This window comes from Pseudomonas sp. GW460-LB5 (assembly GCF_059423245.1).
Map to the genome: position 1 here is coordinate 16,843 of NZ_JBWKXT010000012.1, position 23,443 is coordinate 40,285.

21 protein-coding genes and 2 pseudogenes are annotated in these 23,443 nt (G+C 61.2%); 14 read left to right on the top strand and 9 right to left on the bottom strand.

What is annotated here, in order from left to right; all coding sequences use genetic code 11:
• Positions 1 to 10 precede the first annotated feature (10 nt).
• Positions 11 to 544: a hypothetical protein gene (locus AC07XM_RS09815; RefSeq protein WP_009682000.1), complete on the top strand. Its 534-nt coding sequence runs from the start codon at positions 11 to 13 to the stop codon at positions 542 to 544.
• Here AC07XM_RS09815 and AC07XM_RS09820 read toward each other — a convergent pair.
• The 3 genes and pseudogenes from AC07XM_RS09820 to AC07XM_RS09830 form a co-directional block, all read right to left on the bottom strand.
• Positions 537 to 1,433, bottom strand: a complete 897-nt coding sequence (locus AC07XM_RS09820; protein WP_014754857.1) for an alpha/beta fold hydrolase — start codon at positions 1,431 to 1,433, stop codon at positions 537 to 539. The genes AC07XM_RS09815 and AC07XM_RS09820 overlap by 8 nt on opposite strands.
• 336 nt (positions 1,434 to 1,769) lie before the next feature.
• On the bottom strand, positions 1,770 to 2,807 hold the full coding sequence (locus tag AC07XM_RS09825; protein ID WP_003253411.1) for a hypothetical protein: 1,038 nt from the start codon (positions 2,805 to 2,807) through the stop codon (positions 1,770 to 1,772).
• 498 nt (positions 2,808 to 3,305) lie between these two features.
• Positions 3,306 to 3,818, bottom strand: a pseudogene (locus AC07XM_RS09830) (JAB domain-containing protein); the annotation flags it as partial.
• A gap of 128 nt (positions 3,819 to 3,946) precedes the next feature.
• Here AC07XM_RS09830 and coaBC point away from each other — a divergent pair.
• From coaBC to argB, 4 genes and pseudogenes are all read left to right on the top strand, one after another.
• Positions 3,947 to 5,158, top strand: a complete 1,212-nt coding sequence (gene coaBC / locus AC07XM_RS09835) for a bifunctional phosphopantothenoylcysteine decarboxylase/phosphopantothenate--cysteine ligase CoaBC (protein ID WP_016489816.1) — start codon at positions 3,947 to 3,949, stop codon at positions 5,156 to 5,158.
• Positions 5,159 to 5,163: 5 nt separating this feature from the next.
• A complete protein-coding gene (gene dut / locus AC07XM_RS09840; RefSeq protein ID WP_016712700.1) occupies positions 5,164 to 5,619 on the top strand; it encodes a dUTP diphosphatase in 456 nt (151 codons plus the stop codon).
• A gap of 140 nt (positions 5,620 to 5,759) precedes the next feature.
• Positions 5,760 to 7,127 (top strand): annotated as a pseudogene (locus tag AC07XM_RS09845) (phosphomannomutase/phosphoglucomutase); the annotation flags it as partial.
• Between the two features lie 30 nt (positions 7,128 to 7,157).
• Positions 7,158 to 8,063, top strand: a complete 906-nt coding sequence (argB, locus tag AC07XM_RS09850; RefSeq protein WP_004575216.1) for an acetylglutamate kinase — start codon at positions 7,158 to 7,160, stop codon at positions 8,061 to 8,063.
• A 180-nt stretch (positions 8,064 to 8,243) separates the two neighbouring features.
• Here the strand turns inward: argB and pyrE are convergent, their stop codons facing one another.
• The gene (gene pyrE / locus AC07XM_RS09855; protein WP_003253405.1) at positions 8,244 to 8,885 is read right to left on the bottom strand and encodes an orotate phosphoribosyltransferase; all 642 of its coding nucleotides are present in this window, start codon (positions 8,883 to 8,885) and stop codon (positions 8,244 to 8,246) included.
• 80 nt (positions 8,886 to 8,965) lie between these two features.
• Between pyrE and crc the strand changes: the two genes are divergently transcribed.
• On the top strand, positions 8,966 to 9,745 hold the full coding sequence (gene crc / locus AC07XM_RS09860) for a catabolite repression control protein Crc (RefSeq protein WP_003253401.1): 780 nt from the start codon (positions 8,966 to 8,968) through the stop codon (positions 9,743 to 9,745).
• Between the two features lie 224 nt (positions 9,746 to 9,969).
• On the opposite strand, the gene rph is transcribed toward crc, so the two are convergent.
• Positions 9,970 to 10,692, bottom strand: a complete 723-nt coding sequence (rph, locus tag AC07XM_RS09865) for a ribonuclease PH (RefSeq protein WP_095116236.1) — start codon at positions 10,690 to 10,692, stop codon at positions 9,970 to 9,972.
• Between the two features lie 228 nt (positions 10,693 to 10,920).
• On the opposite strand from rph, the gene AC07XM_RS09870 reads away from it, so the two are divergent.
• Together AC07XM_RS09870 and gmk are read left to right on the top strand one after the other, a co-directional pair.
• Entirely contained in the window at positions 10,921 to 11,784 is an 864-nt protein-coding gene (locus tag AC07XM_RS09870; RefSeq protein ID WP_016489820.1) for a YicC/YloC family endoribonuclease, read from the top strand.
• Positions 11,785 to 11,797: 13 nt separating this feature from the next.
• A complete protein-coding gene (gmk, locus tag AC07XM_RS09875) occupies positions 11,798 to 12,418 on the top strand; it encodes a guanylate kinase (protein ID WP_016489821.1) in 621 nt (206 codons plus the stop codon).
• A gap of 135 nt (positions 12,419 to 12,553) precedes the next feature.
• Here the strand turns inward: gmk and AC07XM_RS09880 are convergent, their stop codons facing one another.
• The 3 genes from AC07XM_RS09880 to AC07XM_RS09890 form a co-directional block, all read right to left on the bottom strand.
• Positions 12,554 to 14,095: an APC family permease gene (locus AC07XM_RS09880; RefSeq protein WP_102689002.1), complete on the bottom strand. Its 1,542-nt coding sequence runs from the start codon at positions 14,093 to 14,095 to the stop codon at positions 12,554 to 12,556.
• A 113-nt stretch (positions 14,096 to 14,208) separates the two neighbouring features.
• Positions 14,209 to 14,982 carry a gamma-glutamyl-gamma-aminobutyrate hydrolase family protein gene (locus tag AC07XM_RS09885; protein WP_102689001.1) on the bottom strand — a complete coding sequence of 258 codons (774 nt, stop codon included), beginning with the start codon at positions 14,980 to 14,982 and terminating at the stop codon, positions 14,209 to 14,211.
• Between the two features lie 4 nt (positions 14,983 to 14,986).
• Positions 14,987 to 16,369 carry a glutamine synthetase family protein gene (locus AC07XM_RS09890; protein ID WP_016489824.1) on the bottom strand — a complete coding sequence of 461 codons (1,383 nt, stop codon included), beginning with the start codon at positions 16,367 to 16,369 and terminating at the stop codon, positions 14,987 to 14,989.
• Positions 16,370 to 16,574: 205 nt separating this feature from the next.
• Here AC07XM_RS09890 and AC07XM_RS09895 point away from each other — a divergent pair, with 205 nt between their 5' ends.
• From AC07XM_RS09895 to AC07XM_RS09915, 5 genes are all read left to right on the top strand, one after another.
• Positions 16,575 to 17,447, top strand: coding sequence for a LysR family transcriptional regulator (locus AC07XM_RS09895; protein WP_016489825.1), 873 nt, complete (start codon positions 16,575 to 16,577; stop codon positions 17,445 to 17,447).
• A 241-nt stretch (positions 17,448 to 17,688) separates the two neighbouring features.
• Positions 17,689 to 17,952, top strand: coding sequence for a DNA-directed RNA polymerase subunit omega (rpoZ, locus tag AC07XM_RS09900; RefSeq protein ID WP_003253383.1), 264 nt, complete (start codon positions 17,689 to 17,691; stop codon positions 17,950 to 17,952).
• 59 nt (positions 17,953 to 18,011) lie between these two features.
• Complete coding sequence (gene spoT, locus AC07XM_RS09905) at positions 18,012 to 20,120, top strand: bifunctional GTP diphosphokinase/guanosine-3',5'-bis pyrophosphate 3'-pyrophosphohydrolase (protein WP_016489826.1); 2,109 nt, start codon at positions 18,012 to 18,014, stop codon at positions 20,118 to 20,120.
• A 23-nt stretch (positions 20,121 to 20,143) separates the two neighbouring features.
• Complete coding sequence (locus tag AC07XM_RS09910; RefSeq protein ID WP_016489827.1) at positions 20,144 to 20,524, top strand: RidA family protein; 381 nt, start codon at positions 20,144 to 20,146, stop codon at positions 20,522 to 20,524.
• Positions 20,525 to 20,580: 56 nt separating this feature from the next.
• Positions 20,581 to 21,312, top strand: a complete 732-nt coding sequence (locus AC07XM_RS09915; protein WP_016489828.1) for a hypothetical protein — start codon at positions 20,581 to 20,583, stop codon at positions 21,310 to 21,312.
• A 110-nt stretch (positions 21,313 to 21,422) separates the two neighbouring features.
• Here the strand turns inward: AC07XM_RS09915 and AC07XM_RS09920 are convergent, their stop codons facing one another.
• Positions 21,423 to 22,280, bottom strand: coding sequence for an SDR family oxidoreductase (locus tag AC07XM_RS09920; RefSeq protein ID WP_095116240.1), 858 nt, complete (start codon positions 22,278 to 22,280; stop codon positions 21,423 to 21,425).
• Positions 22,281 to 22,471: 191 nt separating this feature from the next.
• Between AC07XM_RS09920 and exbB the strand changes: the two genes are divergently transcribed.
• Positions 22,472 to 23,440, top strand: a complete 969-nt coding sequence (gene exbB, locus AC07XM_RS09925) for a tonB-system energizer ExbB (protein ID WP_024717847.1) — start codon at positions 22,472 to 22,474, stop codon at positions 23,438 to 23,440.
• Positions 23,441 to 23,443 lie beyond the last annotated feature (3 nt).

Consider the following 23,443-nt stretch of genomic DNA (forward strand, 5'->3'; position numbering starts at 1 on the left):
GAGAATCCTGATGATTTACGAGTCTGATGATTGGAGGAAGTCACTTCTTCGTTCAGCTCGTTGGCTTGAGAAGGCTCGTGTAAAAGAGTGTTCTGAAGGGCGCATTTATGCGAAAGCAGAACGTGAAATTTTTGTCAGTTTTTATACGGTACGCAAGCTAATCGAGACCTACAAAATCTCTGAATCAACGAAGAAAATTAAGCTCCATCTACCGTACTACCCGATCACCAGTGGCAAGACAGTAGACTACTTCAATCGGCACAACATAATGGAAAACTACGAAACTACTAAAGTTTACAAAGAACTGCGGGATATGACTTTTGTCGCGAACCAGGTAATCCACTCGTACGTATTCGAATTCGCGACTAGTGAGGATGGACGGATTGACGGGGTGTTTGTGGCCTCAGACAAGGGACGACACCAGCGACTCTATTACTATTCTATGACGCTAATGCTCAGTATTTTTAGGTCCGTAGGCTTGGATGTCGTCTCAGAGCAGCATTTGGTAAGGGACCCTGAAACAGAGCAGTGGAAGATCAGGTGAGTAGCCACCAAGCCAAACCCGCTACGGCAGCTGTAATTAACCCAACGGTTGCATAGAAGGCAGGTCTGCCGATCCAAGGGTGACAAGCCAGCATGATTCCCAGATGGGTCTTCGGCTTTATGCTATCCCACTCAGACTCGACGATGGTCCCATCTAGAATATAAGGCTTCCAATATTTGACGATATGGTCCTTGTCGGGCTCAAAAAAATCGCTATGGCCGTAATCAAAGTAACGGTCAGCTACACGTGTATTTTTAAATCCGTTTCGACCAGTCCCGCCGTAGCCTATAGTCGAAAAGGTAGCTAGGACGGGGTAAAAATCTCGCGTCCCGACATCGTTGACGATGTTGCCTGCAGCCATGTGCCGAGCATGCTTCTCCCAGGCATAATTGCCTTTTATTATGGAGCCGCAGAGAACAATTCTCTCAATGTTGATGTCAGTGTATTTGGCGAGGATCCGACTAATGATATAGGTGCCGAAGCTGTGGGCAATGACCATAATGCGAGCAGTCGGTTCCATAAGCCGTGCGTCTCGGAAGTCATTTGCGATCTTATTGATTGGCGTAGATCGAAACGGACACGCAAGCTGCAGCGCGGTCACACAATGGTAGCCAAGACCTTTGACTCTGACATGAGCAACATCTCGGAAGGCTGCTTTTACCAGCTCGTGCCAGGAACCATCAGTTTGAATACCATGGACAAGCATGAGCGTGATGGCCTGAGCATCATCTTTGACATTAGAAATCTGCATATCGACTAACGAGTCAAACAGCTCCAGATGCTCGGCATCCAGAGTTGCCCTAATTGCCTGCAGCTGGGCCAGTCGTTTGGTCTCAATCGTATTTTCCCAAGTCGATCGAACAAGGGTAACAATATCAACAGGCTTCAATCGAGCACCAATCTATAGGTTGGTTCCACGTTGGCGGCAAGTACTTCAAATTCGGTATCCATCCCAGGATCACGAACAATCTCTGGGATATCGCCGTAAGATTGGAATGAGAGACCTTCGCCGCTGGGGCACCTAACAATAAGGAATCTCTTGATAATCCGGCCCGTTACCAAGATATTAATCAAGATTGCAAGGTGCGCGGAAGTACCGGCTTGCATAATATCGAACATGCGATTCGGGTTTAGCCGAATTCTAGGCAAAGCTTCGCCACCCTGGGATTCATAGCCCTGGATAAAACTAGCCAATCTTCGGAGGCCTTCAGCCTCGTCTGGATGGTTAAGTATTAAAGGCGATAACTTTTCCGCGAACATATTCGTATTCTCCGGCGGAGCACGCTACGGTCACCGCAAACTCGTTTCTCTCACCCGAAATCAAAAGCCTCAGTTCACGGGGAGGATCACTGTCTGGTAGTTTAACGTAAATATTGGCTCCCGTCACTTCGCCATCACGCTCCAAGAAGCGATCCAACGCAGACATCGAACCCTCATCCGATGAAAGGTTTTCATCAACCGATGCGGAGGTAATCTGCATTTGGGCCCCGAATTCATTTCGAGCCGTTGAATTGCTATATCTGATTTCTTGGGAGAGGTTATCGCGCTCGCGCAGAATCTTATTCTTAGCGGGGCTAAGCGAAACTTCAGCGAACCCATCGTCCGGTAGAAATTTCCTTACTTTGTTTTTCAACACCCACAAGAGCTCGGAATATTTCTTTGCCTGATTATCTTGAGAGGCAATACGAAACTCCAATAAACCAGTGTGGTCCAGGTGAACAATATTCACCGCACGTTTTTTTGTGGTCGCATAGCGTCGAATCAGTTCGCCAGTTGCTGGATCCGTCTCCACAGCGCTGAGACGATTGATGTCACGGCTTTCGACGACTTTGATCGTAAGCGAAACCGGTGTCTTCTGCGGGTCCGGACGGTACAGGCGGATGTCGACGATTGTGGCCTCGTCGGGCATCTCAAGATCCAGCGGGTGAGTAAACAGCCCCGAAAGGCCCTCAGCTGCTGCGATTGAAGCGATGCGCGTAGGAGACAGCAGGCCGATTGCCCGCTCTTCAGTGCACTGGAAAAGGAACGAGTGCTGCTTGCCAAACTCCTCCACCTGCTGCAGTAGATCACGGAGGTCTTTCAGGGCAAGTTTTTTATCCTTGAGGGCAGGCTCGATCCGCTTCTCATAGAGATCGTCCCAGTTTTGCGCAGAAACGGGGATGCCCTTCGTCCGGAGGAATTCCTTGACGACGGCTTGGCTAGTCGCATTTTTCAGAAGGCCAAAAAGGATCTTGGCTAGCTTTTGGTCGTCGTCACTCAGCACATCACTCTCCACAAATTGGCATTAAGCTTAAAGGCTCGTGCGAGCCTTGGCTGTGGAGGCATGAAGCCGGTGACATCCTGCCACGAGAGCGCCGACCTGCGCGCATCATGCCTTCCATTGCGCGCGCATTCTCGCCTTTTTATCCAGCGGTACACAATGAGTGGAGAAGGTCAAAATGCCATCAGCGATGTAGGATCCCTTGGCCACGTGGAGTAGGTTCCATCAGATTTTGCCGTAATGTTCAGCTTTTTCGGGAAGATGGGTAGGAATTCCCAGCTTTTCTGTGAACCGCAAGCAACAGCCTGAGCCCCAGTCATCCGGGACCTAGCATCACAATTGTTGGTGAAGCTGACTGCTGTGGTGGCCCGCCTGGGCCTAAAATCAAATTTGCTCTGCAACACTGAATATGGAACATCAAAATCTGAATAAGCATCAAGGAATGCTTCTATCTCGGGCACTTCAGCCGAGTGAAACACTAGAGTTGACACCATAACCGCGGAGGATCAAAGCCGCCGCGTTATGCAGCAACGCCCGCCGCACCACCTCCCGCGGGTAGACACTCGCCCGATCTATCGTGCCCCTGAACAGGATTTCAAACGCCAGCGGCCTGTGCTTGGTATCCAGAAACAGGCACCCGAACACCTCACTGGCCTCATGTCGCAGCATCGCTTTCAAATAGCGCCGCACCGTTTCCGGGCTGTCCATGGCAGATTCCCGCTCAATCGATGTCGCCAGGTGTCTGCGCCCTATTTCCAGCAGCGCCTGCAACTGGCTGTACCTCACCGGGCCCAGCCCAAGCTCGCCGACGAAGGCCTCGCGGTCGGCCTCCAACAACCGGCGCAAGCTCCCGAACTTCACCAGCAGGCCTCGCGACAGCTCCACCACATTACGCCCGCGCACACCTGAACCGAGAAATACAGCTAGCAACTCCGTGTCGGTCAGGCTGCCAGCCCCACGCTGCAGCAACTTCTCCCGCGGCCTTTCTTCAGCCGGCCATTCCCTGATATTCATCCCCGCCCCCTGCCCTTGCTGCGGCCCATTTCGACCCTGTGTTAATCTATTTCGCCTCGTACATGCGACGTACTGCCGCAGGCAATCTCAAACGTCGCCGCCCGCTCTCACTGGAAAAAGGCAAGCCTATGCAGCGGCTGTATCGCAAGCGCATCGTTCTCGGCGTGGGTGGCGGCATTGCCGCCTACAAAAGCGCCGAGCTGATTCGCCGTCTCCTGGAGCACGGCGCGCAGGTGCGCGTCGTCATGACCCGTGGTGGTGCCGAGTTCATCACCCCGCTGACCCTGCAGGCGCTGTCGGGCCACCCGGTGCACATGGACCTGCTCGACCCTGCCGCCGAAGCGGCAATGGGCCATATCGAACTGGCCAAGTGGGCCGACCTGGTACTGATCGCCCCGGCCACGGCCGACCTCATGGCGCGCATGGCCCAAGGCATGGCCGACGACCTGCTGACCACCTTGGTGCTGGCCACCGACGCCACCGTCGCCGTCGCCCCGGCCATGAACCAGGCGATGTGGCGCGACCCGGCTACCCAGGCCAACCTCGAACTGCTCAAGAGCCGTGGCATCCAGGTGTTCGGCCCGGCGTCCGGCAGCCAGGCCTGTGGCGACGTGGGCCTGGGCCGCATGCTCGAAGCCACCGACCTGGCCTGGTGCGCCGCAGAAAGCTTCAAGCGCCAGGCACTGACCGGCAAGCACGTGCTGATCACCGCCGGCCCGACCCAGGAAAACATCGACCCGGTGCGCTACATCACCAATCATAGCTCCGGCAAGATGGGCTTCGCCCTGGCCGAAGCAGCCGCCGAAGCCGGGGCTCGGGTCACCCTCGTCACGGGCCCTGTGCACCTGCCAACGCCCGACCGGGTCAGCCGCATCGACGTGGTCAGCGCGCGGGACATGCTTGCGGCCTGTGAAGCGGCCATGCCGTGTGACCTGTTCATCGCCTCGGCCGCGGTCGCGGACTACCGCCCGGAAGTCGTTGCCACGCAAAAGCTGAAGAAAGATCCTACGACCGGCGACGGCATGCTGCTGCAGATGGTGCGCAATCCCGATATCCTTGCCACCATTGCTGGCCGCAGCGACCGCCCGTTCAGCGTCGGCTTCGCCGCCGAAACCGAACACCTGCTCGATTACGCCACGCGCAAGCTCAAGGACAAGAACCTCGACCTGATCGTCGCCAATGATGTGGCCAACCCCAGCATCGGCTTCAACAGCGAAGAAAACGCCTTGACCGTGATCGACCGCCAGCAGCACCAGACCCTCTTCGCGCAGACCAGCAAAGGCAAGATCGCCCGGCAACTGGTCGCCTTCATCGCCGATCGGCTCAACCAGGTTCAATAAGTTACATGCACGCTCTTCAAGCCAAGATTCTCGACCCACGCCTGGGCAGCGAATTCCCGCTGCCGACCTACGCCACCCCCGGCTCCGCCGGCCTGGACCTGCGCGCCCTGCTCAAGGAGGACACCGTCCTCGAGCCAGGCCAGACCCTGCTGATTCCTACCGGCCTGTCGATCTACATTGGCGACCCGGGGCTGGCCGCGGTAATCCTGCCGCGCTCGGGCCTGGGCCATAAGCACGGCATCGTGCTGGGCAACCTGGTCGGCCTGATCGACTCGGACTACCAGGGCGAGCTGATGGTGTCGTGCTGGAACCGTGGCAACACGCCGTTCACCATCGCCGTTGGCGAACGTATCGCCCAGCTGGTGTTGGTGCCGGTGGTGCAGGCCCATTTCGACATCGTCGAAGCGTTCGATGAAAGCCAGCGTGGCGCTGGTGGCTTTGGTCACTCCGGCAGCCACTGAGCCGGCAGATGACCGTTCAGGCCAAGGATGGCGAACTCTCTGGCGAAAGCACCGTCCAAGCGTCAGTTTGCGCCTGCCCAGACCTTTGATTATTGGAGCTACCAGAGATGAACGACATGGCCCACCTGGTCCCCGCCGCGCTACCAGACAGCATTTTCCGCGCCTATGACATTCGTGGCGTGGTCGGCAAAACCCTTCACGCCGAAACCGCCTACTGGATCGGCCGCGCCATCGGCGCGCAAAGCCTGGCCCAGGGCGAACCGCAGGTTTCGGTAGGCCGCGATGGCCGCCTGTCGGGCCCGATGCTGGTCGAACAGCTGATCAAAGGCCTGGTCGATGCCGGGTGCCAGGTCAGCGACATCGGCCTGGTGCCCACCCCGGCGCTGTACTACGCGGCCAATGTGCTGGCCGGCAAGTCGGGCGTGATGCTGACCGGCAGCCACAACCCGTCGGACTACAACGGTTTCAAGATCGTCATCGCCGGCGACACCCTGGCCAACGAACAGATCCAGGCCCTGCTGACCCGCCTGAAAACCAACGACCTGACCCTGGCCGAAGGCCGCGTGGAAAAGGTTGAGATCCTGGACCGCTATTTCCAGCAAATCGTCAGCGACGTGAAGCTGGCCAGGAAGCTCAAAGTGGTGGTGGACTGTGGCAACGGCGCCGCCGGCGTGGTCGCACCGCAGCTGATCGAAGCCCTGGGCTGCGAAGTGATCCCGTTGTTCTGCGAGGTCGACGGCAACTTCCCCAACCACCACCCGGACCCGGGCAAGCCGGAAAACCTCGAAGACCTGATCGCCAAGGTCAAGGAAACCGGCGCCGACATCGGCCTGGCCTTCGACGGTGACGGCGACCGCGTCGGCGTGGTGACCAACACCGGCAGCATCGTCTACCCGGACCGCCTGCTGATGCTGTTTGCCCAGGACGTGCTGGCGCGCAACCCCGGCGCCGAAATCATCTTCGACGTCAAATGCACCCGTCGCCTGACCCCGCTGATCGAACAGCTTGGCGGCCGCGCACTGATGTGGAAGACCGGCCATTCGTTGATCAAGAAGAAGATGAAACAGACCGGCTCGCTGCTGGCCGGCGAAATGAGCGGTCACATCTTCATCAAGGAACGCTGGTACGGTTTTGACGACGGCATCTACAGCGCCGCGCGCCTGCTGGAGATCCTCAGCAAGGCCGGACAGAGCGCCGAAAACCTGTTTGCCGCCTTCCCTAACGATATTTCCACGCCGGAAATCAATATTGATGTGACCGACGAGGGTAAATTCAGCATCATTGATGCACTGCAACGCGACGCCGATTGGGGCGAAGCCAGCCTGACCACCATCGATGGTGTGCGGGTTGACTATACCCACGGCTGGGGCCTGGTCCGCGCCTCCAACACCACCCCGGTGCTGGTGCTGCGCTTCGAGGCCGACAGCGACGCCGAATTGCAACGTATCAAGGATGTATTCCGTACCCAGTTGCTGCGGGTTGAGCCTGAGCTGCAACTGCCGTTCTGACCGACTATCTGTTCCTTACAGGAGCCCTGCATGACCCTCGATCGCGATGCCGCTTCCCATGTAGCCGAGGTTTTGTCCGAAGCACTGCCTTACATCCGCCGCTTTGTCGGCAAGACCCTGGTGATCAAGTACGGCGGCAACGCGATGGAAAGCGAGGAGCTGAAAACAGGCTTCGCCCGTGACATCGTGCTGATGAAGGCTGTGGGCATCAACCCGGTGGTGGTCCACGGTGGTGGCCCGCAGATCGGCGACCTGCTCAAGCGCCTGTCGATCGAAAGCCACTTCATCGACGGCATGCGCGTCACCGACTCGGCGACCATGGACGTGGTGGAGATGGTGCTGGGTGGCCAGGTCAACAAGGACATCGTCAACCTGATCAACCGCCACGGCGGCAGCGCCATCGGCCTGACCGGCAAGGACGCGGAACTGATCCGCGCCCGCAAGCTGACCGTCAGCCGCCAGACGCCCGAGATGACCACCCCGGAAATCATCGACATCGGCCACGTGGGCGAAGTGGTAAGCGTGAACACCGACCTGCTGAACATGCTGGTGAAGGGTGACTTCATCCCGGTGATCGCGCCGATCGGCGTGGGCGCCAACGGTGAGTCGTACAACATCAACGCCGACCTGGTGGCTGGCAAGGTAGCCGAGGCGCTGAAGGCCGAGAAGCTGATGCTGCTGACCAACATCGCCGGCCTGATGGACAAACAGGGCCAGGTACTGACCGGCCTGACCACCGAGCAGGTCAACGAACTGATCGCCGACGGCACCATCTACGGCGGCATGCTGCCGAAGATCAAGTGCGCGCTGGATGCGGTGCAGGGTGGCGTGAACAGCTCGCACATCATCGACGGCCGCGTACCGAACGCGGTGCTGCTGGAAATCTTCACCGACAGCGGCGTGGGTACCCTCATTACCAACCGCAAGCCGCGCTGAGTGATTGGCTAGCCTGCACCGGCCTCTTCGCGGGTAAACCCGCTCCCACAAGGGATAGCACCGCCTTTGAGGGCTGTGGAGATCCTGTGGGAGCGGGTTCACCCGCGAAAGGGCCGGAACAGGTGACACAAAAAAGGCGACCTTCATGTGAAGGTCGCCTTTTTCATTTCCAGGCCAGGATCAGATCCCGTACTGCGCCCGGTAAGCCTCGACAGCCGGCAGATGCTGCTTGAGCTGCGGGTCATCGGCCAGGAACTCTAGCACCTGGGTCAGCGAAACGATGCTGACCACCGGGATACCGAAGTCGCGTTCCACTTCCTGGATCGCCGACAGTTCGCCATTGCCACGCTCTTCGCGGTTCAGCGCGATCAGCACGCCAGCGGCCTTGGCCTGCTGGGCGTTGATGATCTGCATGACCTCGCGGATGGCGGTACCGGCGGTGATCACGTCGTCGATGATCAGCACATCACCGGCCAGCGGCGCACCAACCAGGCTGCCGCCTTCGCCGTGGTCCTTGGCTTCCTTGCGGTTGAAGCACCATGGCACATCGAGCTGATGCTGATCGGCAAGGGCCACGGCGGTGGTCGCCGCCAAAGGGATACCCTTGTAGGCCGGGCCGAACAGCACATCGAACGGGATCTTGCTGTCGACGATGGCTGCGGCATAGCACCGCCCCAGCTCGGCCAATGCAGAACCGGTGTTGAACAGGCCGGCATTGAAGAAATACGGGCTGGTACGCCCCGATTTCAGGGTGAATTCACCGAAACGCAGTACCCCGCGATCGATGGCAAAACGGATAAAGTCGCGCTGATACGGCTGCATGAATAGTCCCGGACACCACGGATTTAGCTAAATGGGTTGAGCTCGGGTATCATACACGCACGAGATTTTTGGGGCCATTTATGCGGATCATCAGTGTGAACGTTAATGGCATTCAGGCTGCGGCCGAGCGTGGTTTGCTCAGCTGGCTACAAGCCCAGAATGCCGACGTCATCTGCCTTCAGGATACCCGCGCCTCGGCCTTTGAACTCGATGACCCAGCTTTCCAGCTCGATGGCTATTTCCTTTATGCCTGCGACGCGGAGGTGCCTGCCCAAGGTGGTGTGGCCCTTTACTCGCGCATGCAGCCCAAGGCAGTCATCACCGGCCTGGGCTTCGAGACAGCGGACCGCTACGGGCGTTACCTGCAAGCAGATTTCGACAAAGTCAGTATTGCCAGCCTGCTGCTGCCTTCGGGCATGAACGGCGACGAAGACTTGAACCAGAAGTTCAAGTTGATGGACGACTTCGCCAAGTACCTGGACAAACAGCGTCGCAAGCGTCGCGAATACATCTATTGCGGCTCGTTCTACGTGGCGCAGCAGAAGCTCGACATCAAAAACTGGCGTGACAGCCAGCAGTCGCCGGGCTTCCTGGCGCCGGAACGCGCCTGGATGGATGCGATCACCGGCGAGATGGGTTACGTCGATGCCCTGCGTGAAGTCAGCCGTGAAGGTGACCAGTACAGCTGGTGGCCAGACAACGAGCAGGCCGAGATGCTCAACCTGGGCTATCGGTTCGACTACCAGATCCTCACGCCGGGCCTGCGCCGCTTCGTGCGCAACGCCCGCCTGCCGCGTCAGCCGCGCTTCTCCCAGCATGCGCCGCTTATCGTGGATTATGACTGGACGTTGACCATCTGAGTGCCAGGGCTGCTGCGCAGCCCATTCGCGGGACAAGCCCGCTCCCACAGGATTCAGGTATGGCTGGAAGCTGTACAAATCTTGTGGCAGCGTGCTAGGGCTGCTGCGCAGCCCATTTGCGGGGCAAGCCCGCTCCCACAGGATTCATGCATGGCTGGAAAGCTGTACAAATCTTGTGGGAGCGGGCTTGTCCCGCGAATGGGCCGCGCAGCGGCCCCAAACAGTCAGTCAGCCAGAGCCGCCTGCTGCAGCTCGAAGATATCGTTCATGCCCTTCTGGGCCAGCGCCAGCATGGCGTTGAAGTCTTCCGGCTGGAACGGCGCGCCTTCAGCGGTGCCCTGCACTTCGATGAAGCCACCGGCGCTGGTCATCACCACGTTCAGGTCAGTTTCGGCAGCGGAGTCTTCCGGGTAATCCAGGTCGAGCACGGCTTGGCCCTGGTACATGCCTACCGACACGGCAGCAATCATGTGCTTGAGCGGGTTGCCGCCCTTAAGGCCACCGCGCTTCTTGATTACCGCCAGGGCGTCGCACAGGGCGACCATGGCACCGGTGATGGACGCGGTACGGGTGCCGCCATCGGCCTGGATCACGTCGCAGTCGACATACAGGGTGATGTCACCCAGCTTGCTCATGTCCAGCGCAGCGCGCAGCGAACGGCCGATCAGGCGCTGGATTTCCAGGGTGCGGCCACCCTGCTTGCCACGGCTGGCTTCGCGCTGGTTACGCTCGCCGGTGGAACGCGGCAGCATGCCGTACTCTGCGGTGAGCCAGCCTTGGCCCTGGCCTTTGAGGAAGCGCGGCACACCGTTTTCCACGCTGACCGTGCAAATGACCTTGGTGTCACCGAACTCGACCAGTACCGACCCTTCGGCGTGCTTGGTGTAGTTGCGGGTGATGCGGATCGAGCGGAGCTGATCGGCGGCGCGACCACTTGGACGTTTCATCTGGGATACCTGTACTGGGACTTTGAATCTGCCGAGCATTATAGAGCCCGCAGCGCGGGGAAGACATGCCTATTGTCGCGCCCGACACAGCCCGTCGCCTTTTCCGACTGCCGTGGCCACCCCTCTGTAACATGGGTGGATTGGGCGCCGAGGCCCCACTGCGCTACAATCCTGCGCCTTGCAGCCGAGAGGCTCCCACCGTTCATACATCTACGCGAGGTACTCCCCATGGTGCACAGCATGACCGCTTTTGCTCGTGTCGAGCGCGCCGGCAGCCAAGGCACCCTGATCTGGGAGCTGCGCTCGGTCAACCACCGTTACCTGGAACCCCACCTGCGCTTGCCCGAGGCCCTGCGCGACCTCGAAGGCGCCGTGCGCGAAGGCCTGCGCCAGGGCCTTTCACGGGGCAAGGTGGAATGCACCCTGCGCCTCAATGAAGACAGCAACGGCAAGCCGCTGAAGGTAGACCGCGAGCGCGCCGCACAGCTTGTCGCCGCCGCCGAGGAAGTGGCCGGCCTGATCAAGCAGCCGGCACCGCTGAACCCGCTGGAAGTGCTGTCGTGGCCAGGCGTGCTGGTGGCAGACACCAGCGACCCACAGGCGCTGAACGCCGAGGCCATGGCACTGTTCGACGAAGCCCTGGCCGAACTCAAGGCTGGCCGCCAGCGCGAAGGCCAGGAACTGGCCCGGCTGATCAACGAGCGCCTGGACAACATGACCAGCGAAGTCACCACCCTGCGCGCCCTGGTGCCGCAGATGCTGGCGGCGCAGCGGCAGAAGATTCTCGACCGTTTCGGCGACATGCAGGCCGAACTCGACCCGCAGCGCCTGGAGCAGGAGATGGTGCTGCTGGCCCAGAAGAGCGACGTGGCCGAGGAGCTCGACCGCCTCAGCACCCACGTCACCGAAGTGCGTCGGGTGCTCAAGGGTGGCGGCGCCGCCGGCCGGCGCCTGGACTTCCTGATGCAGGAACTCAACCGCGAAGCCAACACCCTCGGCTCCAAGGCCTTCGACCCACGCAGTACGCAAGCGGCGGTCAACCTGAAGGTATTGATCGAACAGATGCGTGAACAAGTACAGAACATCGAGTAAGGCCACCCCGACCATGAACCACAGCAGCGGCACCCTCTACATCGTTTCGGCCCCTTCGGGCGCCGGCAAGACCAGCCTGGTAACGGCCCTGACCAAGGACGACCAGCAAATCCGCGTCTCGGTCTCGCACACCACTCGCGCCATGCGCCCGGGCGAGGAGCACGGAGTGAACTACCACTTCGTTGTCCATGAGGAGTTCAAGGCGCTGATCCAGCAAGGCGACTTCCTGGAGCATGCAGAAGTGTTCGGCAACTTCTATGGCACCTCGCGCAGTGCACTGCAGCACACCCTGGACCAGGGCTATGACCTGATCCTGGAAATCGACTGGCAAGGCGCCCAGCAGGTGCGCAAGTTGATGCCGCAGGCATTGTCGGTGTTCATCCTGCCGCCAAGCCAGGAAGCCCTTCGTCAGCGCCTGGACGGCCGTGGGCAGGACAGCGAAGAGATCATCGCTGGGCGCATGAAGGAAGCGGTGAGCGAGATGGTGCACTACGACGAGTATGACTACGTGATCATCAACGATGATTTCGACGTCGCGCTGGAAGATTTGAAGTCGGTGTTCCGTTCTAATCGCCTGGTGCTGAAGAAACAGCAGCAGCGCCACGGGGCCTTGCTGAAACAGTTGGTTGGCTGAAAACGATGGGGCCGCTTTGCGGCCCATTCGCGGGACAAGCCCGCTCCCACAGGACAACCGCTGCCTTCAATGTCGGCGCAGTATTTGTGGGAGCGGGCTTGTCCCGCGAATGGGCTGCAGAGCAGCCCCTTCCAGTCATTCCTGCAGCGGCAGGGTAGCCTGCTGACGCAGGGTAGCCCCCAGGAAGTAAGCCGGCGCGCGCATGCGCGACAGCATCATCAGCCCGATGCCGAGCACCGAGATGATCGCGGCAATCACGAACACCAGCCCCAGCCCGCCCACATGCGAGCCACTGCCGAAGTCCGGCGAGGCGCTGTCGATGGCGGTGCGCGCGAAAATCACCGACAAGATCACCCCACCTGTCAACGGGCACAGGCCGCGCATGATGAAGTGGCGCAGGCTGTCAAACAGGCTGTCGCGGAAATACCAGACGCAGGCGAACGCGGTCAGGGAATAGTAGAAGCAGATCATCATGCCCAACGCGGTGATGGTATCCGCCAGCACGTTCTCGCTCAGGGTACGCATGGTCACGTAGAACAGGCCTGCTGCCAGGCCAGCGCAAATGGTGGCGTAGCGTGGGGTCTGCGAACGCGGGCAGACGCTGGCAAACTTCTGCGGTACCGCACCGTAGTAACCCATGGCCAACAGAGTCCGCGCCGGCGCCACGAAGGTGGACTGCAGCGACGCCGCGGTGCTGGCCAGCACGGCGATGGACATCAGGATCGCCAGCGGCCCCATGACCGGGCCGGCCAGGTGGGCGAAGACGTTCTCCTGGATGCGTGGGTTGTTAAGGCCCAGCCCGGTTTCGCTGATACCGGCAAACTGCAGAGTGGCGATAGCGGTGAACAGGTACAGCCCGAGGATCAACATAACGGTCCAGGTGGCAGCCTTGCCCGGCACCTCTTCGCTGCCCACCGACTCTTCGCTGACGGTCAGGCACGTGTCCCAGCCCCAGAAAATGAAGATAGACAGCGACAGCCCGGCAGCAAAGGCCGAGAACGACTCGACACCGAACGGGTTGAACCAGGCGAAATCGAACGCCAGCGGTGGCGGCGCAGTGGTGCCGCCGAAGGCGGCGAAGGCAAAGCCGATCAGCACCAGCAACTGCAGGGCCACCAGGCCGTACTGCACGGTCATGGTGGTGGCGATGCCACGACAGCAGATCCACACGGCCAGGCCGATGAACACGCAACAGGTGCTGATGTTGATCAACAGATTGTCGGCCAATGCTGCCAGCTCATGCTTGCCGGTGATCTGGCCAAGGAACAGGTAGAAGAAGTCGACGGCTACACCCGCCAGGTTCGACAGCACGATGGTGGTGGCGACCACCAGCCCCCAGCCGCCGATCCACCCGATCATCGGGCCAAAGGCACGCGCCGACCAGGTAAACGAAGTACCGCTGTCCGGCTCTGCCGAGTTCAGCTCGCGGTAGCCCAGGGCCACCAGCAGCATCGGCAGGAAGCCGACGATGAACACCGCTGGCAGGTGGGCACCCACCTCGCGCACGGTCGGGCCGAGGGCGCCCGTCAGGGTGTAGACCGGGGCGATGGTGGAAATGCCCAGCACCACGCTGGCCAGCAGGCCCAAGCGGCCTTTGGCCAAGCCCTTGCCGCGCTGGGTGTTGCCTGCGTCGGCCGTCACATCGGGTGGGCGGCCGGCTTCTGTATAATTGCTCATGAGTATTTGCCGTAAATTTTGGAATTGTTTTCGCAGGCCTTGCGCACAAGGCCTGCTTTCACTCATTGAAAGCTTGCTGCCGGGGACCGGTCATCCGAGACCTTCGGCTGACGTCAGACTGTTTCCTGCCGTGCGCCCTCCCGTGCTGCGTAGGCAATGCAGGCCTCGCGAAACGCCTGAAACAGGCGCAGCGAAACCGGGTTTTCGGTGAAGCGCCATTCCGGGTGCCACTGCACGCCGAGCACAAAGCCCGGCGCTGCGGGCATGGACACCGCTTCGATCAGGCCATCCGGGGCCCGCGCCTCGACACGCAGGCCGGGCGCCAGGCGTTCGATACCTTGACTGTGCAGCGAGTTGACCTCGAACTGCTCAGCCAGCCCCAGGCCCTCGAACAACCCGCCTGGCTCGATGCCGACAAGGTGACGAGCGCCGTATTGCACCTCCAGGGGTGCGTCCTCAGGTTCGCGGTGGTCAAGGTAACCGGGCAATTCCTGCACGCGCTGGTGCAGGCTGCCACCCAACGCCACATTCAGTTCCTGATAACCACGGCAGATGCAGAACACCGGCACACCAGCGGCAATTGCCGCCTGCAGCAGCGGCAGGGTCAGGCGATCGCGCGCCAGATCGTGCCGGGTACCCGCCGCGCTAGGGGCGCCATTGTAATGATGCGGTTCGATATTTGAAGGCGAGCCGGTAAAAACAATGCCGTGCAGACGGGCCAGCAGCGCCTGCGTGTCACTGCCGCCGTCACGGGCCGGCAAGATCAGCGGCAAACCGGCAAAGCCGGCCGCCTCGACATACTTGTCGCCTACTGTATGCGACGAGTTCTTCCCCACCTGCTGGCGGCAGGCGCTGACACCGATCAGGGGGACCGCATTTGCGCTCATGGGCTTACACCGTGTGCAGGTACCAGTTGTACTCAAGGTCGGAGATCGACACTTCGAACTCGGCCAGTTCGCTTTCCTTGCAGGCCACGAAGATATCGATGTAGTCCGGGCTGATGTATTGGTTGAGGACTTCGCTGTCGTCCAGCGCGCGCAGGGCATCACGCAGGTTGTTCGGCAGGCTCTGTTCCAGTTGCTCGTAGGAGTTGCCTTCGATCGGCGCATCCGGCTCGACCTTGTTGGTCAGGCCGTGGTGCACGCCGGCAAGGACTGCCGCAAGCATCAGGTACGGGTTGGCGTCGGCGCCGGCCACGCGGTGTTCCAGGCGCACGTTGTCGCTGCTGTCGGTAGGTACGCGCACGGCCACGGTGCGGTTGTCCAGGCCCCAGCTCGGCGCATTGGGCACATAGAACTGCGCACCGAAGCGGCGGTAGGAGTTGATGTTCGGGCAGAGGAAGGCCATCGATGCCGGCATCGTCTCCAGCACACCACCAATGGCGTGGCGCAACGTGTCGCTTTGCAGCGGGTCATCGCTTGAGAAGATGTTCTTGCCGGTTTTCTTGTCCAGCAACGAAATATGCACGTGCAGGCCGTTGCCTGCCTGGCCCGGGTAGGGCTTGGCCATGAAGGTGGTGTCCATTTCATGGTCGTAGGCCACGTTCTTGATCAGCCGCTTGAGCAGGATCGCGTAGTCGCAGGCCTTCAGCGGGTCAGCCACGTGGTGCAGGTTGACCTCGAACTGCGCCGGGGCGCTTTCCTTGACGATGGCATCGGCAGGCAGGCCCTGCTCCTTGGCCGCTTCGAGCATGTCCTGCAGGCAGTCGGCGTATTCGTCGAGGTCGTCGATCAGGTACACCTGGGTCGACTGCGGACGCTTGCCGGAAATGGGCGAGCGCGGCGGCTGCGGGCGGCCGTTGAGGTTGTCCTGATCAATCAGGTAGAACTCCAGCTCGAACGCAGCACAAATCGTAAGGCCCAGGTCGTCGAACTTGCTCACCACCTGACGCAGCACTTCACGCGGGTCGGCAAAGAACGGCGCGCCTTCGATCTCGTGCATGGTCATCAGCAGCTGGGCGGTGGGGCGTTTCTGCCATGGCTCGTCCGACAGTGTGCCGGGGATCGGGAAGCAGATGCGGTCGGCATCGCCAATGTCCAGGCCAAGGCCGGTGCTTTCGACCGTGGAACCGTTGATGTCCAGGGCGAACAGCGAAGCCGGCAGGTTGATGCCTTTCTCGTACACCTTGTGCAGGCTGGCCCGCTCGATGCGCTTGCCACGTACCACGCCATTCATGTCGGAGATCAGCAGGTCGACGTACTGTGTGTCCGGATGGGCCTGGAGGAAGTCATTCATCTCGCTGGAAGAACTGGCGCACGGGGTTACCGACGTCATGGTGTACATCCTTTGATGTGCTGCGGCGATGTGGGGATACGGCTGGCGCCTCACGGGCGACGATGGTTGCAGCTGTTGTTTTTTTCACTTTCCCATCGTGGGGATTGGTTACCCGACCGGACGCATTGATTCCGGGGGGCGGTTTCACTATAAAATGGCCCCGACGCAACAGACATTGGCAATTCGGCAAGCAGAGCGTGCACCAATGCAATATCAGATCACCCACGCCGACCTCTCCCTGGTCCTGGCACTGGAGCGTGGCCGCTCGCTGGCCAAGGCCGCCGAGCTCCTCAAAGTCGACGTTTCGACGGTGTTCCGCTCGATCCGCCGGCTGGAGTCGGCGCTGGGCACCGCCTTGTTCGTCAAGAGCCGCAAGGGCTACCTGCCGACCGACACCGCGCAGGCACTGGCCGAGCAGGCCGAGCGCGCCGAGCAGGCGCTGGAGGCGGCACGCATTGCCATGACCAGTGGCGAGCAGGTGGTCAGCGGCACGGTGCGGGTGACCTGCACCGAGGCGGTGATGCATAGCCTGCTGCTGCCGGCGCTGGCCGAGTTCATGCCCAACTACCCGGCCCTGTCGCTGGAGATGGGCACCTCGAATACCTTCGCCAACCTCAGCCGGCGTGACGCCGACATTGCCCTGCGCCTGACCAATACACCACCGGAGCACCTGGTAGGTCGCAACCTGGGGTCAACATCCTATGTGGTTTGCGGCCAGCCGCAGTGGCGCGAGCGCCTGGCAGAATCGGCCGTCAGCGTGCCATGGATCGCCCCCGACGACTCGATGCAGGACCACCCCACGGTGGTCTGGCGCAACCAGCAGCACCCTGGGTTGAGCCCGCGCTACCAGTGCAGCGGGATGTCGACCATCGCCCAGCTGGTAACCGCCGGCCTGGGCGTGGCGGCGCTGCCGGATTACATGGTGCACGCCCTGCCCGGCGTTGAAGCGCTGAGCGGACCGCTACCGGGTTGCGACACTCAGCTTTGGCTACTGACCCGGCCGGATTGCCGGGCGCTGCGCTCGGTGCAGACCTTGTTCGAAGAGCTGACGCCGCGGTTGCGTGGCGCGATGCTCTGAGGTTATCGTCGGGCTCAAGTATTGCGGCTGTCTGGTCCGGCACTTTCGCGGCAAAACCTGCTCCCACAGGGTAGGCGGTGCCTGTGGAAGCAGGTTTACCCGCGAAGAAGCAAACACAGTGCTTCAAGGTGACCGCCCGGCAAAACAGCGCTTCCCTATTGGCTGGTGAATTTTTATACTATCGAGTCCGCCTGCCCATTACTGGGCTGCACGCCCACCGCATTTGCTACTGAGGAAGACCATGGCCCGCGTAACTGTTGAAGACTGCCTGGAACACGTGGATAACCGCTTCGAGCTGGTCATGCTCTCGACCAAGCGCGCTCGCCAGCTGGCGACCGGCGGCAAAGAACCACGCGTAGCGTGGGAAAACGACAAGCCGACCGTTGTTGCCCTGCGTGAAATCGCCGAAGGCATCGTCACCAACGAGTTCATCGCCGCTGAAGAGATCGTCACCGAGGATCCGGTCTTCGCCGCCTTCGAGGACGAGAACAACGAGGCTGTCTGATTGATGCCAGGTCGACGTCGCACGGCGCAAGGCCCTCTTCCTCCGCAGGAGGTCAACCCATGCCGGGTATAGAAGCCTTGGCCGAACGGCTGTCGACCTACCTTGGCCCCGAACAGGTCAACCTGGTCCGGCGCGCCTATTTCTACGCCGAACAGGCCCACGATGGGCAGCGCCGCCGCAGCGGCGAGCCCTACGTGACACACCCGCTGGCCGTGGCCAGCATCCTCGCCGACATGCACATGGACCATCAAAGCCTGATGGCGGCCATGCTGCACGACGTGATCGAAGACACCGGTATCGCCAAGGAAGCCCTCAGCCAGCAGTTTGGCGAGACGGTGGCCGAACTGGTCGATGGGGTCAGCAAGCTGACCCAGATGAACTTCGAGACCAAGGCCGAGGCGCAGGCCGAAAACTTCCAGAAAATGGCCATGGCCATGGCCCGCGACATTCGCGTGATTCTGGTCAAGCTGGCCGACCGCCTGCACAACATGCGCACCCTGGAAGTGCTGTCCGGCGAAAAACGCCGGCGCATTGCCAAGGAAACCCTCGAAATCTACGCCCCTATCGCCAATCGCCTGGGGATGCACACCGTGCGCGTGGAGTTCGAGGACCTGGGTTTCAAGGCCATGCACCCAATGCGCTCGTCGCTGATTCACCGGGCGGTGAAAAGCGCACGCGGCAACCGTAAAGAGATCGTCGCCAAGATCGAACACTCGCTGGCCAACTGCCTGGCTGCCGACGGCATCGAAGGCGAGGTCAGCGGCCGGCAGAAACACCTCTATGGCATCTACAAGAAGATGCGCGGCAAGCGCCGTGCCTTCAACGAGATCATGGACGTGTATGCCTTCCGCATCATCGTCGACAAGGTCGACACCTGCTACCGCGTGCTCGGCGCCGTGCATAACCTGTACAAGCCGCTGCCTGGTCGCTTCAAGGATTACATCGCGATCCCCAAGGCCAACGGCTACCAGTCGTTGCACACCACGTTGTTCGGCATGCACGGCGTGCCCATCGAAATCCAGATCCGCACCCGCGAAATGGAAGAGATGGCCAACAACGGCATCGCCGCGCACTGGCTGTACAAGTCCAACGACGACGAGCAGCCCAAGGGCAGCCATGCCCGCGCGCGGCAGTGGGTCAAGGGTATCCTCGAGTTGCAGCAACGTGCCGGCAACTCACTGGAATTCATCGAGAGCGTGAAGATCGACCTGTTCCCGGACGAGGTCTACGTGTTCACGCCCAAAGGCCGCATCATGGAGCTGCCCAAAGGCTCCACGGCGGTGGACTTCGCCTACGCGGTACACACCGACGTCGGCAACAGCTGCATCGCCTGCCGCATCAACCGCCGCCTGGCGCCGCTGTCCGAACCGCTGCAAAGCGGCTCGACGGTGGAAATCGTCAGCGCCCCCGGCGCTCGGCCGAACCCGGCCTGGCTCAACTTCGTGGTGACCGGCAAGGCGCGTACGCACATCCGTCACGCCCTGAAGCAACAGCGCCGCTCCGAGTCCATCAGCCTGGGCGAACGCCTGCTGAACAAGGTACTCACCGGCTTTGACAGCAGCCTGGATAAAATCCCCCAGGAGCGCATCCAGGCGATTCTCGCCGAGTACCGCCTGGAACTGATCGAAGACCTGCTCGAAGACATCGGCCTGGGCAACCGCATGGCCTACGTGGTCGCACGCCGCCTGCTGTCGGCTGACGGCGAGCAGTTGCCTGCGCCGGAAGGCCCGTTGGCGATCCGTGGCACCGAAGGCCTGGTGCTGAGCTACGCCAAATGCTGCACGCCAATCCCTGGCGACCCGATCGTCGGCCACCTGTCGGCCGGCAAGGGCATGGTCGTGCACCTGGAAAATTGCCGCAACATCAGTGAAATCCGCCACAACCCGGAAAAATGCGTGCAGCTTTCCTGGGCCAAGGACATCACCGGTGAGTTCAATGTCGAACTGCGTGTCGAACTGGAGCACCAGCGCGGCCTTATTGCCCTGCTGGCCAGCAGCGTCAACGCCGCCGACGGCAACATCGAGAAGATCAGCATGGACGAACGCGATGGCCGCATCAGCGTGGTCCAACTGGTGGTCAGCGTGCACGACCGTGTGCACCTGGCGCGTGTGATCAAGAAGCTGCGTACCCTGACCGGCGTGGTCCGCATCACCCGCATGCGTACGTAGTCCGCCAACCGCAAGGAGTCATCATGAGCAAGACCGTCATCACGAGCGACAAGGCCCCTGCCGCCATCGGCACCTACTCGCAGGCGATCAAGGCCGGCAACACGGTGTACATGTCGGGCCAGATCCCGCTGGACCCGAAGACCATGGAACTGGTCGAAGGCTTTGAAGCCCAGACCGTGCAGGTATTCGAGAACCTCAAGTCCGTGGCTGAAGCCGCTGGCGGTTCGTTCAAGGACATCGTCAAGCTGAACATCTTCCTCACCGACCTGAGCCACTTCGCCAAGGTCAACGAGGTGATGGGCCGCTACTTCGAGCAACCCTACCCGGCCCGTGCCGCCATCGGCGTTGCCGCGCTGCCGAAAGGTGCCCAGGTCGAAATGGACGCCATCCTGGTCATCGAGTGATGCCCCGGTGACGGGCGCCCTGCCCGTCACTCCTCCTTTTGCAAGGTTACCCCGTCATGCGTCAAGCACTGCCCATCGCGCTGGCAGCCCTGCTACTGGGCGGCTGCGCCAGCCACAAACCCGAAGATTTCAACGGCACCTGGATCAACCAGGAGGCCATCACTGCAGCGGTCAAGGGCGGCAGCCTGCGCCAAGCGCTGAATGAACACGGCCCCGTGTTCGAATGGAAGCTCGACGTTGCCAGCCAGCAGGCCAGCTACAGCAATGGCTTCGAGGCCGCTGACGGCCAGCTGAGCAGCAACGAAAAGCAATGGCAGGCCAGCTTCGAGGGCGGCCAGACCGAGCAGCTGTCGCTCGACGGTGACGAGCTGCAAGCCGTCGACCAGCGTGGCGCCAAGCAGACCTTCGTGCGTGCCAAGGCGCCGGCAACTGCCAATGCGCCGCTGGGCAGCAGCTTCGAGAAAGCGCTGTACCAGGCCTACCTGGGCGGCAACTGGAAGGTGGTCGAAGGTGAGGGCAAAGGTGCCAGCGTGCGCTTCAGCGACACCGGCAACGTCACCGGCCTGCCGGGGCCGGACCGTTTTGCCCTGTGCCTGGCAGGTGACTGCGCGACCATGGGCGGCAGCAATGACAGCCTGTGGCTGGAGCGTAACCAGCGTGGTGCACCGTTCATCATCAAGCGAACTGGCGACAAGCTGGAGATTTTCCAGGCAGTGAACCGTGCGCAACCGGATGAAATGCCGGAGCTGGCGGCGGGCAAGCGCCAGTGGGTGCTGGAGCAGAACTGAATCCTGCTGCATTTGCACTGAATGCACTGGCCTCTTAGCGGGTAATCACTGTCTTCAGGCCTTGTGATACCCCTGTGGGAGCGGGTTTACCCGCGAAGAGGCCGGTAAATTCAACGCCCTCCTTTCAGGATGGCTGCATACCCTTCCTTGTAGCTTGGGTACTCCGGTGCCCAGCCCAGCGCCCGGGCCCGGGCGTTGCTGCAGCGCTTGCTGCCAGTACGCCGTACCCGCTGCTCATCGGACCACTCGGTAACCCCCATGTATGCCCGCAGCCAGGCCACCACGTCGGCCAGGGGCGCCGGGTCGTCATCAACGCCAATGTAGTAGTCGTCCAGCACCTTGCCATCCGCATCGGCCTGCAGCAGAAACGCCAACAGGCTGGCGGCATCTTCGGCATGAATGCGGTTGCCATACAGCGGCGGCTCTTCGGCCACACGGTAACCCTGGCGCACCTGGCTCAACAGCCACTCGCGGCCTGGGCCATAGATGCCGGTCAGGCGCACCACGCTCGCCGGGATACCACTGGCCAGCGCCAGCCGTTCAGCCTCCAGCATCACACGCCCGGAATAACCTTCGGGCTCTGTGGCTGCGCCTTCCTCGACCCACTCGCCGTCCTTCTGCGCATACACGCTGCTGCTGGAGACGAACAACAGGCGACGGGGGCGCTGGCCTCGCTCGGCCAGCCAGGCCAGCACATGGCGCAAGCCATCCACATAAGCCGCCTGGTAACCGGCCTCGTCGTGCTGGCTGGCCGCCACGCAGTACACCAGATAATCCAGCGTGCCCTGTGGCCAGGCTTGCGGGATCGACGGTTCGGCCAGGTCCGCGGCAACCGGTTGAACGCCCGCAGGCAGCTGCCCGACAGCGCGGCGCAAGCCGCTTACCTGCCAGCCTTTACCCAGCATTTGCAGGGCCAGACGCCCACCTACATCACCACAACCCACCACCATCACGGAAAGGTCTGACATCTCTGAACTCCCTAGACCAATTGATCAGCCCACCCACGCTACACGATGGATGGCTAGACCATAGGCGAAAAAAGCAACAAGATTACTTTTGTTAACAAGAATTACTTGCAATAATGGCCGCCAATTTGTTCTCGGCCTACCTCGAGGCCTTGGAGAACGCTCACTTTATTTCTTCATCAGGTCCGGCCAGCATGACACGTATTCAACCTTCCGCTTCGCCAACCCCGTCGCGCGCCTGGCGCGCCATCGCCGCGCTGACACTCAGCCTGGTGCTGGCCCCGGTGGCCATGGCCGATGAGCCAACCGCCAACGCCGCCGCGCCTGCTGCTGCCACTGCCCCGGCCGCACCTGCTGCTGCCCCGGCTGCCGATGCGCAGGCTCCTGCTGCCAACGCTGCTGCTTCACCGGCTGCGGTAGACCCGAACGTTGAGGCCCTGGTTGAAGACACCTCGCTGGGCATGGCCCACGACCTGTCCCCATGGGGCATGTACAAAAACGCCGATATCGTGGTCAAGATCGTCATGATCGGCCTGGCCATCGCCTCCATCATTACCTGGACCATCTGGATCGCCAAAGGCTTCGAGCTGATGGGCGCCAAACGTCGCCTGCGTGGCGAAATCGCCCAGCTGAAGAAATCCACCACCCTGAAAGACGCGAGCGAAGTCTCCAACAAGGAAGGTACCCTGGCCCATACCCTGGTCCACGATGCCCTCGAAGAGATGCGCCTGTCGGCCAACGCCCGCGAAAAAGAAGGTATCAAGGAACGCGTCAGCTTCCGTCTGGAGCGCCTGGTGCACGCCAGCGGCCGCACCATGAGCAGCGGCACCGGCGTGCTCGCCACCATCGGCTCCACCGCGCCTTTCGTCGGTCTGTTCGGTACCGTGTGGGGCATCATGAACAGCTTCATCGGCATCGCCAAGACCCAGACCACCAACCTGGCGGTGGTTGCCCCAGGTATCGCCGAAGCCCTGCTGGCCACCGCCCTGGGCCTGGTCGCTGCAATCCCGGCTGTGGTCATCTACAACGTCTTCGCCCGCTCCATCGCTGGCTACAAGGCCCAGGTGTCCGACGCCTCCGCTCAGGTACTGCTGCTGGTCAGCCGTGACCTGGACCACCAGGGCAGCGAGCGCGCCGCCCCGCACATGGTGAAAGTGGGGTAAGCC